Annotated in this window: 13 protein-coding genes and 1 pseudogene; 3 read left to right on the plus strand and 11 right to left on the minus strand. The window is 37.1% G+C overall.

From position 1 onward, the window contains the following. Positions 1 to 52 precede the first annotated feature (52 nt). The 7 genes and pseudogenes from trpA to CMCT_RS07760 form a co-directional block, all read right to left on the minus strand. Positions 53 to 805 (minus strand): tryptophan synthase subunit alpha, encoded by a 753-nt coding sequence (gene trpA / locus CMCT_RS07730; RefSeq protein ID WP_034968720.1) that lies wholly within the window; start codon positions 803 to 805, stop codon positions 53 to 55. Then, a complete protein-coding gene (trpB, locus tag CMCT_RS07735; RefSeq protein ID WP_034968382.1) occupies positions 798 to 1,979 on the minus strand; it encodes a tryptophan synthase subunit beta in 1,182 nt (393 codons plus the stop codon). The genes trpA and trpB overlap by 8 nt, the downstream gene beginning before the upstream one ends. A gap of 38 nt (positions 1,980 to 2,017) precedes the next feature. Next, complete coding sequence (locus CMCT_RS07740) at positions 2,018 to 4,276, minus strand: AAA family ATPase (protein WP_034968379.1); 2,259 nt, start codon at positions 4,274 to 4,276, stop codon at positions 2,018 to 2,020. After that, positions 4,269 to 4,673: a phosphoribosylanthranilate isomerase gene (locus CMCT_RS07745; protein ID WP_082198645.1), complete on the minus strand. Its 405-nt coding sequence runs from the start codon at positions 4,671 to 4,673 to the stop codon at positions 4,269 to 4,271. The genes CMCT_RS07740 and CMCT_RS07745 overlap by 8 nt, the downstream gene beginning before the upstream one ends. 270 nt (positions 4,674 to 4,943) lie before the next feature. Beyond that, a pseudogene (locus tag CMCT_RS09250) lies at positions 4,944 to 5,144 on the minus strand (hypothetical protein); the annotation flags it as partial. After that, positions 5,116 to 6,711, minus strand: coding sequence for an anthranilate phosphoribosyltransferase (gene trpD / locus CMCT_RS07755; RefSeq protein ID WP_176325096.1), 1,596 nt, complete (start codon positions 6,709 to 6,711; stop codon positions 5,116 to 5,118). The pseudogene CMCT_RS09250 and the gene trpD, both read right to left, overlap by 29 nt. Beyond that, the gene (locus tag CMCT_RS07760) at positions 6,708 to 7,982 is read right to left on the minus strand and encodes an anthranilate synthase component I family protein (protein WP_034968376.1); all 1,275 of its coding nucleotides are present in this window, start codon (positions 7,980 to 7,982) and stop codon (positions 6,708 to 6,710) included. The genes trpD and CMCT_RS07760 overlap by 4 nt, the downstream gene beginning before the upstream one ends. Positions 7,983 to 8,095: 113 nt before the next feature. On the opposite strand from CMCT_RS07760, the gene CMCT_RS07765 reads away from it, so the two are divergent. From CMCT_RS07765 to CMCT_RS07775, 3 genes are all read left to right on the plus strand, one after another. Next, positions 8,096 to 8,839: a sulfite exporter TauE/SafE family protein gene (locus CMCT_RS07765; protein ID WP_034968374.1), complete on the plus strand. Its 744-nt coding sequence runs from the start codon at positions 8,096 to 8,098 to the stop codon at positions 8,837 to 8,839. Positions 8,840 to 8,907: 68 nt separating this feature from the next. Next, entirely contained in the window at positions 8,908 to 10,998 is a 2,091-nt protein-coding gene (topA, locus tag CMCT_RS07770; protein ID WP_034968372.1) for a type I DNA topoisomerase, read from the plus strand. Beyond that, positions 10,988 to 11,833: a biotin synthase gene (locus tag CMCT_RS07775; protein WP_034968370.1), complete on the plus strand. Its 846-nt coding sequence runs from the start codon at positions 10,988 to 10,990 to the stop codon at positions 11,831 to 11,833. The genes topA and CMCT_RS07775 overlap by 11 nt, the downstream gene beginning before the upstream one ends. A 27-nt stretch (positions 11,834 to 11,860) precedes the next feature. Here the strand turns inward: CMCT_RS07775 and CMCT_RS07780 are convergent, their stop codons facing one another. The 4 genes from CMCT_RS07780 to CMCT_RS07795 form a co-directional block, all read right to left on the minus strand. Continuing rightward, positions 11,861 to 12,844 (minus strand): iron-sulfur cluster assembly scaffold protein NifU, encoded by a 984-nt coding sequence (locus CMCT_RS07780; RefSeq protein ID WP_034968368.1) that lies wholly within the window; start codon positions 12,842 to 12,844, stop codon positions 11,861 to 11,863. A gap of 33 nt (positions 12,845 to 12,877) precedes the next feature. Then, entirely contained in the window at positions 12,878 to 14,041 is a 1,164-nt protein-coding gene (locus CMCT_RS07785) for a NifS family cysteine desulfurase (protein ID WP_034968366.1), read from the minus strand. Positions 14,042 to 14,261: 220 nt separating this feature from the next. Then, positions 14,262 to 14,684 (minus strand): hypothetical protein, encoded by a 423-nt coding sequence (locus CMCT_RS07790; protein ID WP_034968364.1) that lies wholly within the window; start codon positions 14,682 to 14,684, stop codon positions 14,262 to 14,264. Then, positions 14,681 to 15,586, minus strand: a complete 906-nt coding sequence (locus CMCT_RS07795; RefSeq protein ID WP_034968362.1) for a DMT family transporter — start codon at positions 15,584 to 15,586, stop codon at positions 14,681 to 14,683. The genes CMCT_RS07790 and CMCT_RS07795 overlap by 4 nt, the downstream gene beginning before the upstream one ends. Positions 15,587 to 15,588 lie beyond the last annotated feature (2 nt).

Below are 15,588 nucleotides of genomic sequence, written 5' to 3' on the forward strand. Positions count from 1 at the left end.
GGTTTTGATTTATTTTTTATTATACTTTTATGTTTATAAAACAACTCTAAATTTAGCCAAAAAGCTCACTTATCTTTTTATTTAACTCATTACCGCTAAAATTTGCTGTTAATTTTACAATCTGGGTGCCTATTATCGCTCCGTTTGCGTATGATTTTACGGCTTTAACATCATCTTTGTTTTTTATGCCAAAACCAACGGCAACTGGCAGATCACTTTTTTGCTTTAACTCGCCGACTAATTTAGCTAAACGCTCGTGTCCAGCGGACTTTGAGCCACTTACGCCAATAGCTCCGATAGCATAGATAAAGCCACTACCACGAGTTAAAATTTTATCAGTCCTGTAAGCTGATGTCACGCTAATTAGTGGCACGAGAGCTAGATTGTATTTTTCGCAAAGCCTTGCAACTTCGCCATTTTCTTCAAAAGGTAAGTCTGGAATTATAAATCCGCTAACCCCACACTCTGCACTTTTTTTGATAAAATTCTCAACGCCGTATGCAAAGATAAGATTAAAATAGACTAAAAATACGATTGGCTTGTGGAATTTTCCCTTGCAATCATCTAAAATTTCAAAGATTGTATCGGTATTTACGCCCTTTGCTGCCGTGCTAAAACTAGCCTCGGCAATTAGTTTGCCATCAGCCAAAGGATCAGAGTAAGGAATTCCAAGTTCAAGCAGATCAAGGCAGCTTTCATCGTAGTTTGCTAAAAACTCTTTTGTATGATCAACGCTTGGATAACCAGCCACGATATAGCCGATATTTGCCTTTTTATTTTCAAATGCTTTTGCGATTTTATCCATAAATTTTTCCTTTTTCATAGCTCATAATTGTGTTTATATCCTTATCGCCTCTGCCTGAAATATTTACGATGATTGTCTTTTTCTCACTTAAATTTGGGCAGAGTTTTTCAAGATAAGCTAGGGCGTGTGAGCTTTCAATGGCTGGGATTATGCCCTCTAAACGGCTTAGAAGTTTTAGGGCGTTTATGCACTCATCATCGGTTATGGCTTCGTATTTTACGCGCCCACTCGTGTGTAAATGAGCGTGCTGTGGGCCAACGCCCGGGTAGTCAAGCCCAGCTGAAATGCTATGAACCTCTTCAATCATACCAAATTTGTCCTGCAAAACGATCGTTTTCATTCCGTGGATAATGCCGTCCCTGCCGTTTGTAAGCGTAGCTGCGTGATATGGCGTGTCCGCCCCAAGCCCACCAGCTTCAATGCCTACTAAACGGACGCTAGTGTCAGCTAAAAATTCATTAAAAATCCCAATCGCATTGCTACCGCCACCAACACAAGCGATGATGTAGTCGGCTTTGACGCCATATTCGTTTAGCTGTGCCTTGGTTTCACGTCCGATTACGTTTTGAAAATCCCTAACGATCATCGGATAAGGGTGTGGGCCAACTGCCGAGCCGATGACGTAAAATACGCTCTCAATCTCATTTACCCACGCCTGAATGGCAGCTGTTGTTGCCTCTTTTAGCGTTTTTAAGCCCTCATCTATGCTTACCAAATTTGCGCCAAGAAGCTTCATTCGGTAGGCGTTTAGCTCCTGCCTAGCGATATCAACCGCACCCATATAAACGTCGCACTCTAAGCCCAAAAGTGCCGCCGCAGTCGCAGTCGCCACGCCGTGCTGACCAGCACCGGTTTCGGCTAAAATCTTTTTTTTACCCATTTTTTTTGCCAAAAGTGCCTGTGCTAGGGCGTTGTTTATCTTGTGAGCACCCGTGTGATTTAGGTCTTCACGCTTTAAGTAAATCTCGTGTCCGTAGTGCTTTGAGAGACGTTTTGCGTGATAAAGTGGGCTTGGACGACCGACATAATTTTTAAGCAAATCATCGAGCTCGGCTTTAAATTCGCTCGTTTTTGCGATTTTTTCATACGCATTTTCTAGCTCATCAAGTGCAAACATCGCAGTTTCAGGCACAAACTGCCCGCCGTAATTTCCGAAGTATGATTTTGGGTTCATTAGTATCCTTTTATTTAACTATTTTATTTGAAATTTTCTTAATTTTTGCACGACTTTGACCACTCTTTTATATTTTCTATTTCTGACTCATCTAGATATTTTTGCAAATGCGTTTTATGTAATAAATATAAAAGCGATAAAACATCCTTTGCAGTTTTTATCTTTTCATCTTGGCTAATGTGTGAGAAAAAATCAAGAGCTTTTATCCTATTTTCTGCGTGACTTTCACCGTGTAACACCAAACGATACATTAAATTTTCAAAATATTTTTTCTCTTCTGGTTGTAAATTTGATGTAATTAATTCATCTGTTACGATTTTATCTATACCACACTGATAATTAAAAGTCCCAAATGCCTCTAAAACCTTTCTCATAATATTGCCGATACTTATATTACTGGTGTTGTCGGTTGAGTTGTTGGCATAATTATAAATTTCTTGCAAAAGCATTTTGTATTCTGAATATTTTTTATCAAAATCAAACATATTTTGTTCTTTTAGCTCCTTTTGACAAAATGGCAAATCCCTAATAATTTTTTGTAAATCAAATGCACTCATTAAATCGTGTGTTAAAACTACCATTTTACTTGTATTGCAACCATTGATGATTTGTTTTATCTGATAGTTTAAAAACGACATAATGCCAACTTTGTTTTCAAAATCAAAACTAGAAATTGGATCATCTATCACTATAAATTTTGGCTTTTTATAAAGCTCACTTTCGCTTTCATTAGAAAAAATTTCAGTAAAAAAGTAGCTAAGTGCAATAGCGTTTCGCTCACCAGTAGATACATCTTTTGTTTTTACGCTTTTTTGTTTTGATTTTAAAACATATTGTTCATCTTTTGTTTCAAGTTGCAATCTATTTTCATCAAAAAATATATATTTTAGATGTTTATTAATCTGATCTTGTGCTATTTTTATCTGTGCTTTTTGTGAGTTTAACTGCTCTTGAAGTTTTTTTATGCACTCTAAGCGTTTGTTGTTGTGAGCGTTTTTGCTCTCTAAATCATTTTTATTTCTTAGCTTTTCTTGATAATCTTTAAAGTCTTGCTCTATTTGCAAAAAGGTTATTTTTTTATTTAATATCTCTAATTTGGATCTTAACTCATTTGACTTTGCTTTTTGCTCTTGAAATTCTTGTCTCTTTTTCTCTAAAATCGCTAATTTTTGATTAATTTCATCTGCAAAATTTTCATCTAAGACTAATGGCACAAATGGCCTTTCAATTTTTTCATCTATTTTTGAGTTTAGCTGTTTTTTAAACTCTTCTAGTTTTAACCTTGTGTCACTAAATAGTTTATTGTCTAGTTCATTCATTTGCTCTGGAATTTGAAAATTATTAAATAAATTTTTTTGATTTCCTAGCTCTTGTTTATGATTTTGTATATCTTTGTTAAAGATGTTTTCTAAAATAGATAAAATTTCTTGTTTATATTCGTTTGTTAATTTTGAAAAACAATATGGGCAAATCTCTCTATTGCTACTCATAATGTTTCGCGTAACTTCTTCATTTTGTATAACCTGTTTTATTTGCTCTTGCTCTTCATTAAGCGATGTTTGTTTTACTTGATATGACAAAAGCCTTTTAATGTCATTTATATTAATTTGTTCTATTTTACTATCAAAAGTTATATCGTTTCTTATTTTTTTATATTCACTTAGTTTGTTATTAAATTCACTTTTTAGTTGCTCTTTGTCTGCTTGTGTGGCATAATTTTTAAAAATATCTTTTGCAAAATCTATTGTTTTATTTTGTAAAATTTTATTTTTGTTTCCTAAAATATCCCTTTCTCTTTCGGCAAATTCGGCTTTTAAAATTTCTACTATTTTATTTTCATATTTTTGTGGGTTATCAGTATTGTGGATTTCGCTATATATTTTAAGCCTGTTTTCGTATTCGTTTTTTCTATTTGTCTTTAAATCACAGATGTTTTGTAGTTTTTTAAGCTTAGTATCTATCTCTACGGCACCTCCAAACAATACTATTGCGTCTAATCCATCATCTTTAATCTTGATTTTTTCATCAATATATTTTTCATTAAAGACAAAAATTTGATCTTTTTGATCTTGTGCAAGCTCTATTTCTTGGCTGCTTTTATCTAAAATTTTGCTTGTTATGAAATTTGGATCATTAGTTTTCAATGCATTAAATGCCTGTGAAATGGTGCTTTTGCCACTTCCATTTTTGCCATAAATTAAGCAAAATCTATGATGATTTTCTTTAAAAAATTCCAAAATTGTTTCATTTTGAAAACATTTTCCTTGCACGTTTAATTTGCAAAAATTTTTAAACATTATAAACCTTTATAATTTGTAAAATTCTCTCAACCTTCTGGGGTATTTTTTGCAGGTTTTCATCTTCAACTTTGCTGTTTATATCAATGATTTTTGGGTTAAATTTTAGTGCTTCGCTCACGTTTTCTTCGCCTATGCCACCAGCAAGTCCAAAGCTAAAAGGCTTTAAATTTTTAAGCAAATTCCAGTTAAAACTCTTGCCGTTGCCACCTAAATTTTCGCCCTTGCAGTCATAAAGCACAAGATCAGCAAATTTTGTTACGTTTGGTAACACTTCGCCAACGCTTAAAGCTTGCCAAATTTCACAACCTAAATCCTTTAAATTTAGATATAAATTCTCACTAATTTCTCCGTGAATTTGTGCTACATCAAGTCCGCAAAACTCGGCTATCTCCATTATCTCGCAGTCGTTTTGGACTTCGCGAACTGGCAAAGCCAGTCCTTGCGACAAGGAGTTACACTCCCCCCGCCCACCTAAAGTCCCCACAAGTGGGGTCCCCTTATGGACTTCGCGAACTGGCAAAGCCAGTCCTTGCGACAAGCTATTAAATTCAGGCACTTCATACTCGCCACTCTCATAGCCAAATGCGTAAGAAAGTAACGGCTTTGAGTTGCGATTTTGACTTGAAATGGTAGCTGTGATTTTTGTGTCACAACTTTGATTACCACTAGCAAAAACGCCAACGCATTTTTTGCCATTTTGATGAGCTAAATTTGCGATTTGTCTAGCCGTCATCATATCTACTTGTCGTTTGCTTTTTGCAAAGATTACACCGATAAAATCAACGTTTAAGGCTAAAATTTTAGCCGCTTCATCTGGCGTTTTTATGCCACAAATTTTAAGCTGTGTAGGACTTGAAAAACTCATAAACCTTGCCACTCTCTAACGCTTCTAAAATCAGCTCTTTTGCCAAACTTGGCGACTTTACAAAATTTGCCGTATAGAGCGCAAACATAGCGTTTAGCACGACTATATCGCGTTTTGCACCTTTTTCTTCACCACGCAAAATCGCCACTAAATCCCTTGCATTTTCATCGCTAGTGCCACCCTTTATCTCATCGTGCAAAGCCCTTTTAAAGCCAAACTGCTCTGGCGTTATAGAATATTCGCTTATCACACCATCTTTTAGCTCAACCACACGCGTTTCATCGCAAATTGAAATTTCATCCATACCATCGTTGCCACGAACGACCAAGGCGTGTTTGCGACCTAAAATTTTAAGTACCTGTGCATAAAGGTTTAAAACTGGTTGATGATAAACGCCAACAAGCTGATATTTTAGTGCCAAATTTGGGTGCAAAAGCGGCCCAAGCACATTAAAAACTGTGCGAATTCCAAGCCTTTGTCTTACTTCGCGAACTTCGCCAACAAGCGGATGAAAAAGCGGAGCATGAAAAAAGGCTAGGTTTTTATGTTTTAAAAGTTCACGATTTGCCATTACATCGCCACTTAAATTTAGATTTAGACTACCAAGCACATCTGAGCTACCGCTCTTACTTGAAACGGCTTTGTTGCCGTGCTTAGCGACTTTTACGCCAAAACTTGCGACAATAAACGCAACTGCCGTTGAGATATTTATGCTCTTAAATCCATCGCCACCGGTGCCACAAACATCTATCATATCGCTCTCATCACGAAATGTGTTTGAGTAGTAAAGTATGTTTTTAGCAAGTGCCGCAAGGCTTTTTGGGTAAAGGCTCTTTTCGCTAATTAGCACAAGCAAGGCGGCAAGTTGTGTAATTTCGTAATTTTTACTGGCGATAATTTTGCAAATTTGTTCAAAATCTCTATCGTCAAGTACTCTATCTTCTTGAAGTTTTCTCAGATACTCTTTAAAGTCCAAAATTTCAGGCTCTTTTTGCTCATTTTTACTCTTTATATTTAAAAAATTTGCGATGATTTTTTTGCCATATTCACTAAAATAACTCTCGGGATGAAACTGAATCCCAAAAATGTTACGATTTTTCACACGTAATGCCATCAAAACGCCGTCGCTGCTGTAAGCAAGTGGCTCTAAATTTTCTCCTAAATCATCAACGTAAAGCGAGTGGTAACGCATAACTTCAAATTCGCTCGGTAGCTCGTTAAATAGGGGGTTTGCGTCTATTATTTTAATGCGTGATGTCTTGCCGTGAAGTGGCGTATCAAGCTGTTTTATCGCTCCACCAAAAACAAGCCCGATCGCCTGATGACCTAGACAAATGCCTAAAATCGGCACGGCGATGTCTGATTTTAAAATTTCAAGGCAAACACCGCTATCTTTTGGGTGCTTTGGGCCCGGGCTAAGCACGATAAAATCGGGGTTTAAACGCTTTATTTCATCAATGTTTATCTCATCGTTTCTAACGCAAACCACCTCATCATCGCTTAGCTCTTCTAGGTATTGCCTAACGTTAAAAACGAAACTGTCGTAGTTGTCTATTAAAAGTATCATCTGTTTCCTTTGTTGTTACAATTTTTCTCAAAAACCTTTAAAACACTCGCTCTTTTGTGGCAAATTTCAGCGTATTCGCTTTCTGGATTTGAGTCAAAAACTATGCCAGCACCAGACTGGATAAAAACATCGTTTTCATCGCCATTCGGTACGAAAAATGCGGAGCGTATGAGTATAGCCATCATAGCATTTTGGTTGAAATTTAAAAATCCTATCCCACCACCATAGGCGTTTCGTTTAAATTTTTCAAGCTCTGATATTATCTGCATAGCACGAATTTTTGGTGTTCCGCTTAGCGTTCCTGCTGGGAAAATACTAGCAATTACATCAAACACACTTGCCTCATCTCTTTTTTGTCCATAAACATCGCTTACAATATGCATTACGCTTTCAAAAAACTGCACGTGCATAGCGTTTTTAACGGCTACGCTTTTAGGTTTTGCAACACGTCCTATATCATTTCTTGCTAGATCAATTAGCATTTTATGCTCTGCAAGTTCTTTTTGGTCGCTTAAAAGCTCGTTTTGTAGGTTAAAATCCTCGTTTGCGTCTTTACCGCGAGGTCTTGTCCCAGCGATTGGAGCGACAAAAATTTGCGAGTTTTTCATCTCAAAAACAAGCTCTGGCGAACTACCAGCGATATCGCCATAAGGTGTAGGAAAATGAAACATATATGGGCTTGGATTAAGCTTTGATAAGGCTTCATAAAAGCTAAGGCTATCCATATTTGTGCGTAGTTTAAGCTGTTCTGATAAGACAACCTGAAAAATGTCCCCGCTACGTATATACTCTTTTGCTTTTGTTACAATACGTTTAAAGTGCTCCTCTTCATCATCAAGATCGGTTGAAATTTGATACCAAAACTCATCTTTTTTAGGTGCGACATCATTTAAATTCTCTAAAAAGTTATAATATTTTTCTTTATCACCATAAAATGTGTAAATTTTACTCATCTTATCAAAGTGCAGATATGCATTTGCATTTGCGTATATAAATTTTGTAAAGTCATATTGTGATAAATTTGCCTCGCCAACACGCTCAAAATACTGCACACCCTCATAACCAAACACGCCAAAAAGCCCAGCAAATGGAGCGTCAGTGCGCGAGTTTGTGTTAAAATACACCATCAAATCGTTAAGGTCGTGCTTTTTAGAGTCGATGTAATCACAATCAATACCTATTATAACCTGTGAATTATCCTCAGCAAGGTAGCTGTTTAAAAACTTTTGTCTTATCAATTTGTAGTAAAAAATCGGTTGGTTTAAAAGCATATATCATCCTATCTAAAAATCTGAGTCATTATAGATAAAAAGCTCTTAAAAATAAATATTTAATAAATTTTAAGCTACAATTTCGCCTTTAACTTAACAACATAGGAAAGGCTATGGATACTCTACCACTTTTGGGCGTTTTTGGTGTGGCTGCTGGTTTTATTGCAGGATTTTTTGGTGTTGGTGGTGGAACCGTCATAGTCCCGCTCTTACTAGCTGTTGGATATGACGTTAAAATGGCGATTGGTATTAGCATTATGCAAATGCTTTTTAGCTCAGCTTTTGGCTCATATTTTAACTACAAAGCTGGACTTTTAAAAGTGGGTAACGCCCTGTTTATCGGACTTGGTGGACTTTTTGGAGCAAGTTTTAGCGGTTATATTGTCAAAATAACCCCAGACATCGTGCTTAAAAGTATACTGCTTGGAATTTTTATATTTTCACTACTAAAACTATTTTTTTCACCATCAGAAAAAGATGGCAAAGAAAAAGGCACAAAGGCTTTACTATTTTTAATAGGCACTTGTGTGGGAATGCTAGCCATTAGCGTTGGCGTTGGTGGAGCGGTATTTATAACCCCTATTTTGGTTGGATTTTTAGGCTATAAATTAAAAGACGCAGTTGGCATCGGACTATTTTTTGTTATTTTTAGCTCACTCTCTGGCTTTATATCGTTTGCTTTTAATGGGCAAATTGATTATTTTAGCGGTATAGCCGTTGGAGTTAGCTCAATCCTAGGAGTTTATTACGGGACAAAAACTTCACACAAAACCGATAAAGTGCTTTTAAGACGATGTTTTTTAGTCTTTTATTTGCTTATGATTAGCATTATGATTTATAAAATTTTTATAAATTAATAAATTTATCTTACATTAATGTTAAAAATTTTGATACAATTACGCCAAAAAATTTCAAGGTAACCAAAATGAAAAATTTAATCATCGTGGAGTCTCCAGCAAAAGCAAAAACGATAAAAAATTTCCTAGATAAAGATTACGAAGTCATCGCTTCAAAAGGGCATATTAGGGATTTGCCAAAAACAAGCTTTGGCATAAAGATAGAAGATGAGAAATTTACACCAGAATATCGCGTCAGTAGCGATCACTCAGCCATAGTAAAGCAGATAAAAGAGTTAGCAAAAAACGCAAATGAGATATATCTTGCAACCGATGAAGATAGAGAGGGAGAGGCTATCGCCTTTCACATTGCAAACGCGATAGGCAAAGAGCCAACCAGTCTGCCTCGTATCGTGTTTCACGAGATTACAAAAACAGCCATACAAAACGCTCTAAAAAATCCACGAACCATAGATATGAACAGCGTAAATGCTCAACAAGCACGTCGTCTGCTAGATCGCATAGTCGGATATAAGCTAAGTCCGCTTTTAAATTTAAAAATACAAAAAGGACTTTCAGCTGGTCGTGTGCAATCAGCAGCACTTAAAATTATAGTAGATAGAGAGCGTGAGATACAAGAATTTAAGCCTGTTCGCTACTTTAGCATTGATACAAATTTCAAAAAAGATTTAGAGGCCGAGCTTATAAATTTTGATGGTCAAAAGATAGAAAAACTAACCATACAAAACCCAGATAGGGCAAAACTGATAGTAGATACTCTAAAAAACGAGCAATTTTTCATAAGTGAGATTGAGAGCAAAGAGAGAAAAACAAGCCCAAATCCGCCATTTATGACATCAACACTTCAGCAAAGTGCTAGTAATGCACTTGGATTTAGCCCTAAAAAAACTATGATGATAGCACAAAATTTATACGAAGGTGTGCAAACCCACTCTGGTTTTATGGGTGCCATAACATATATGAGAACAGATAGCTTAAATATCGCAAAAGAGGCGATTAGTGCGGCAAGAGAGCGCATAAAAAATATCTATGGCGATGCGTATTTGCCACAAAAACCAAATATCTATGCCACAAAATCAAAGGGAGCACAAGAGGCACACGAGGCGATACGACCTACAAATTTAGATTTTACTCCGGAGATAGCAGCTAAATTTTTAGAAAAAGACGCTTTAAAGCTTTACACGCTGATATACAACCGCTTTTTGGCCTCACAGATGAGCCAAAGTATCAGCCAAACGCAAAATGTTTATGCAAAAAGCAACAACGGCGAGTTTAAACTAAGTGGCAAAAAAGTGCTATTTGATGGCTTTTATAAGGTTTATGGCGACGCTGATAAGGATAAAATTTTACCAAATTTTAGCGTTGGCGATGAGCTAAAAATGCAAAGCATAAAAGACTCAGAGCATTTTACAGAGCCGCCTGCTAGATACTCAGAAGCCGGGCTGGTAAAGAAGCTAGAAAGCCTAGGCATAGGGCGTCCTAGCACGTATGCTCCGACTATTTCGCTTCTAACCTCACGCGAATATGTTCGTATCGAGAAAAAACAGCTTATACCAAATGACATTGCATTTTCAATGATGCAGGTACTAGAAAAGCACTTTAACGATATTGTAGATAGCGACTTTACCTCTGAGCTTGAGCAAAAACTAGACGATATAGCCGAAAGCAAGGCCGACTGGCAGAAAATTCTAAATGACTTTTATCATCCGTTTATGCAAAAAATTTCAGATGGCAAAACAGGTATAAAAAGCCTAAAAGTAGCAACTCCAATAGGCGAAAAATGCCCTGATTGTGGCGGAGAATTGGTTGAAAGAAGTGGCAAATTTGGCAAATTTATCGCGTGTTTAAATTTTCCAAAATGTAAATACTCACGCAATCTTACAAACCAGACAGACGTAAATCAAAAGCCAAAAAAAGAGCTTAAAAAACTTGAAGTCCCTTGCCCAAAATGCGGTGGCGAGATAGTTGAGAGGTTTTCGAGACGTGGCAAATTTTACGGCTGTACAAACTATCCAAAATGCGATTTTATCTCAAACTACGAACCAACGCTTCATAAATGCCCAGAGTGCGGGGAGATGATGATAAAAAAAGAGCTTAAAAAAGGAACATTTAACGAATGTCCTAAGTGTAAGCACAAGGAGCAAGTAAATGACGCCTAAAACCATAATGCTTTGTGCAATAAGCTCGTTAAGCTGCGGAATATGCGACGAGGATTGTGCGTATTGCACCCAGTCAAAAATTTCAAAAGCCAAAATCACACGCCACGACATTAAAAACGTAGAGACTGTGCTAGAGGAGGCAAAGATAGCAAGGGCAAATAAGGCACTTGGGTTTTGCCTAGTTACAAGTGGGGCGAGACTAGATGATGATAAAACGGAAAAAGTCGCAAAAATCGCCCACGCGGTTAGCAAAAATGTGCCTGAGCTAATGATAATCGCCTGTAACGGTATGGCAACTAGCGAACAACTAAAAGAGCTAAAAAACGCTGGAGTTTTTAGCTACAACCACAACCTAGAAACGTCACGTGAGTTCTTTTCTAAAATTTGCACCACGCATACTTGGGATGAGAGATTTGATACAAATTTAAACGCCAAAAGTGTCGGGCTGGAGCTTTGCTGTGGCGGAATTTATGGACTTGGCGAGAGTGAAGATGATAGGATAAGCTTAAGAAACAGTCTTAAAAAACTTGAACCATTTTCTAGCCCTATAAACTTTTATATGCCTTGCGATGGGCTTGGGCTTGGTAGCAAAATTTTAGACGTCAGCGAGGCGTTTAGGATCATTGATGATACCAAAAAGACTCTACCAAATACACATATAATGATAGCTGGCGGTCGTCAAAAAGTGCTAAAAGATAGACAGTATGAGATATTTGACCACGGCGTAAGTGCAATTGTGCTTGGCGATTATTTGACGCAAAAAGGCGAAACTATGGATAAAGATGTGTATGAGCTAACCAAGCTAGGATATAAATTTGCAACTAAGTGTCACTAAATTTTATCCCCACTATTGGGGATAAAATCACAACGGCATTACTCGTATCTTTTTGCTTAACTGCTCTTGCAATACATTCTCAATCGCATAAAGTGTACCACCAGCACCACTAGCACAGCCAGAACACGCCCCTAGATACCTAATGTAAATGTCTATATTATCATTTGATTTTTGGATATCAATAATCTCCATATTCCCGCCGTCCATCATTAGCATTGGTCTAATTTCTGCGTCTATAACGGCTTCGACCGCTTTTAGCTGACCAACAACGCTAAGCTCCTCAAAAGCTATATCATCGCCAAGTGCTTTTGCGTTTGCTTGTTTTTTAAGTCTTTCAGTCTCTATTTCAGCCCTTGTATCACGCAAGATATCAACCAAATAATACTCCCTATCCTCGTGTCCACCAGGTTTTACACACGACTTGCAAAACGCTCCGGCTTTGGTGTACTGAGTGATCTCCTCAACGGTTTTTAGGTCATTTAAACGGATAACCTCTTTAATCGTGCCAAGGCTAACCCTAGCACACTCACATACAATAATCTCATCCTCAAAATGCTCTGGCGAAACACCCTTGTAGTTTGCGGCGGCTTGTTTTATAACATCATACGCCATAACCGAGCAGTGCATTTTTTGCGGTGGCACAGCTGGAGTGTCAGGCTCATCACGCATAGCCTTTTCAACGTCTAAATTTGTAATCTTTACCGCCTCATCAACACTTTTTCCGACACAAAGCTCAGCCATCGTATCTGAACTGGCAATCGCCGTTCCACAACCAAAACTTTTAAATTTTGCGTCAATTATCTTATCGGTTTTCTCATCAACAAGCCAGTAAAGCCTAACCGCGTCGCCACAGCTTTCTGCACCAAAGTCAGCCACGATAAGCTTTGCATTTGCCTTTTTTGCGTCATCTTCTGTTAGCTCTCCCATAAATCTTGGGTGGTTCATCCTGTCTTGAACTTTTTGTGAATACTCATCCCAAATCGAACCACCAATCAAATCATTTTTTGCCATATTTTTATCCTTTTATTTTCTAAATTTCATACATTAAGAGGCATACGTGCTTGAAATTGCCCTTAGCCTTTTTACGGCTTTTTTAATCTCATCTACCGCATAATCAATCTCTGCCTCGGTGTTAAAGCGAGATAGTGAAAGCCTAAGTGCCGTGTGGGCTAGTTCCTTATCAGCTCCTATTGCTTCCATTATTGGATTGCTCTCAAGTGCCTCACTAGCACAGGCAGAACCCGTTGAGGCAGCGATACCAGCACGATTTAAATCCCAAAGCATTGCCTCGCCCTCCACGCCTTTAATTGACGCTAAAATGGTATTTGGCACTCTATTTTCCCTATTACCAACAACGCTTACATCTGGAATTTTAAGCAGTTCATCCTCAAGTTTATCACGTAAACGTCTAACGTGAGAGCCCTCAAAGCTCATAAATTTGTTAGCAAGTTCAATAGCTTTACCCATGCCAACAATACCCGCTACATCAAGCGTCCCACTTCGTCTGCCACCCATATGCTCTCCGCCGTGAAGCAAAGATGATAGCTTTTGGCTATCTTTTATGTATAAAGCACCCACGCCCTTTGGTCCGTGAAATTTGTGAGCTGAAAAACTTAAAAAATCCACACCCAAATCTTGAACATTTACCGGTATCTTGCCGATAGCCTGAACGGCGTCTGTATGAAAAAGTGCGTCATATTCGTGTGCTATGGCTGCTAGTTCCTTGATAGGAAAAATCATACCAGTTTCGTTGTTTGCAAGCATTACAGAAACGAGCGCGACATCATCGCTCATAACCTCTCTTAATTGGTTTGGCGTTATAAGTCCTTGAGAATTTACATCAAGCACGACAAGCTCAACGCCATATCCTTTTAAAAACTCGCAAGTAGCTCGTATAGCTGGGTGTTCAACGGCCGTTGTTATAACGCGTTTTTTCTTGCCGGTAGCGATTTTATCAAAATAAATTCCCTTTATAACCCAGTTATTACTCTCTGTTGCACACGAAGTTACAACGATATCATCGCTATCTTTTGCGTTTATGCCCTTATATAACTCATCAAGAGCCTTTCTTAAAGCTGGGTGAGTTTCTGAGCCAAACTGATGAAGCGAATTTGGATTGCCATATTTTTCACAAAAAAATGGTTTCATCGCCTCAAAAACTTCAGAATCCACCATAGTTGTGGCGTTATTATCTAAATATACTCTCAAAATTTTACCTTTAATTAGGATAGAAATTATCCTTTTTATTTTCGTGTAATATTATAGCAATTTTAATAAAATTATGTTTAAAATTTTCTGCTAGTTTTTTCAAATTTATATAAATTTTGATATTATTTTATATTGAAATTCTTTATCATTTTATCGGTATATAGATATTTTTATAAAAAATACTACATTTTTATCTAATGATAATTTTTATTATATATTATTAACGTATTTTTTTTATTTTGACTCTTGAAATTTTAAAAATTTTAGAACTCTGTCCTTCAAACAAAGTATCATCAACAACCACATCGGCAACTTTTCTTGCCCAATTTTCATCAAATTTCATATTATGTAAATTAGCACTGGTAGAGTAAAGCCAGTCAAAGTCAGCTAAAAATTTAGCATGAGCACAATCTTTTACAACACGAGTAGCTTTTTGATTAGGGTATAAAAATGTGGTTTTTTTTGACTTTCTAACAAAATTCTTATGTCTAGGTGGCACTCTGGTTAGTTTGGTTAGTTCGCTAAATTTTGCGGTAGTTAAAAGGCAGAGTTGACTAGCTGGGCGATTTTTTAAAGTGTTTAGAGCCAATAAATTTTTGCTTAAAAAACCAGCCGTTGTGTCGGTTTGAGCTAAATAAATCACGAATTTCCTTTAATTTTGGCAACTAAAAATATCGATAAAATGATAAAAAACGAACCAACTATATCCAAAAAAACAAATTTTACACCGAGCAAAAAATAGGCAAAAATCATCGCACTAACTGGCTCGATACAGGCTATTAAACTAGCCTTTGTCGCGCCTATAAGCTTAACCCCGGTCATATAAAATACAAATGAAAAAATCGTCCCAAGAACAACAACACCAAAAAGTGCAGCATATCCGCTAAAATCATTAACACCATCAAATTGCCAAACTCTAGTGAAAACAGCAAGTATCGCTCCGCCAAGTAGCATACCTAGCCCCAAATTTAAAGCGATTGGATAGGTCTGATTTAAACGCCTTGGCAAAATAGTATAAATACAAACTCCAACCGCACTAATGACGGCAAATGCGAGAGCCTTTTTACTAATAACAAGTGAGCCGATATCGCCGTGCGTTGTTAGAAGCAAGATACCAACTATCGTTAAAATGAGTGCTAAAATTTCCTTTGCCAAAGGCAATCTTTTTTCAATAAAACAGATTATAAAAAGTATCATTGTCGGTGCAGAATACTGAATAATAGTCGCAACCGCAGCGTTTGATAGCTCAATGGCACAAAAATACGTATACTGCGTCATCATAAGCCCAAATATGCCATAACATATAAGATATGACAGGAGTTTTTTGTTCTTAAGTGGCAACAAAACTATCGTTGGCGACTTAAATAGCACATAAATAACAAGTGCCAAACCGGCTAGTATCAGTCGGTATGACACCAGCCAGTCAGCATTAACGCCTTTTTGCTCAAACATATACTGCCCACAAACCCCACTAAAAGCCCAAAGTATCGCACCTAAAATAGTTATAAAGACACCAAAAAAATCGCTTTTAGCAAATTTGTGCAACT

The sequence above is a fragment of the Campylobacter mucosalis genome (assembly GCF_013372205.1).
GTDB classification, from domain to species: Bacteria; Campylobacterota; Campylobacteria; order Campylobacterales; family Campylobacteraceae; genus Campylobacter_A; species Campylobacter_A mucosalis.

Bases quoted from the DNA above. Each gene is read 5' to 3' on its own strand.
- trpA (WP_034968720.1), bottom strand. From the start codon at position 805: ATGGATAAAATCGCAAAAGCATTTGAAAATAAAAAGGCAAATATCGGC.
- trpB (WP_034968382.1), bottom strand. From the start codon at position 1,979: ATGAACCCAAAATCATACTTCGGAAATTACGGCGGGCAGTTTGTGCCT.
- CMCT_RS07740 (WP_034968379.1), bottom strand. From the start codon at position 4,276: ATGTTTAAAAATTTTTGCAAATTAAACGTGCAAGGAAAATGTTTTCAA.
- CMCT_RS07745 (WP_082198645.1), bottom strand. From the start codon at position 4,673: ATGGAGATAGCCGAGTTTTGCGGACTTGATGTAGCACAAATTCACGGA.
- trpD (WP_176325096.1), bottom strand. From the start codon at position 6,711: ATGATACTTTTAATAGACAACTACGACAGTTTCGTTTTTAACGTTAGG.
- CMCT_RS07760 (WP_034968376.1), bottom strand. From the start codon at position 7,982: ATGCTTTTAAACCAACCGATTTTTTACTACAAATTGATAAGACAAAAG.
- CMCT_RS07765 (WP_034968374.1), top strand. From the start codon at position 8,096: ATGGATACTCTACCACTTTTGGGCGTTTTTGGTGTGGCTGCTGGTTTT.
- topA (WP_034968372.1), top strand. From the start codon at position 8,908: ATGAAAAATTTAATCATCGTGGAGTCTCCAGCAAAAGCAAAAACGATA.
- CMCT_RS07775 (WP_034968370.1), top strand. From the start codon at position 10,988: ATGACGCCTAAAACCATAATGCTTTGTGCAATAAGCTCGTTAAGCTGC.
- CMCT_RS07780 (WP_034968368.1), bottom strand. From the start codon at position 12,844: ATGGCAAAAAATGATTTGATTGGTGGTTCGATTTGGGATGAGTATTCA.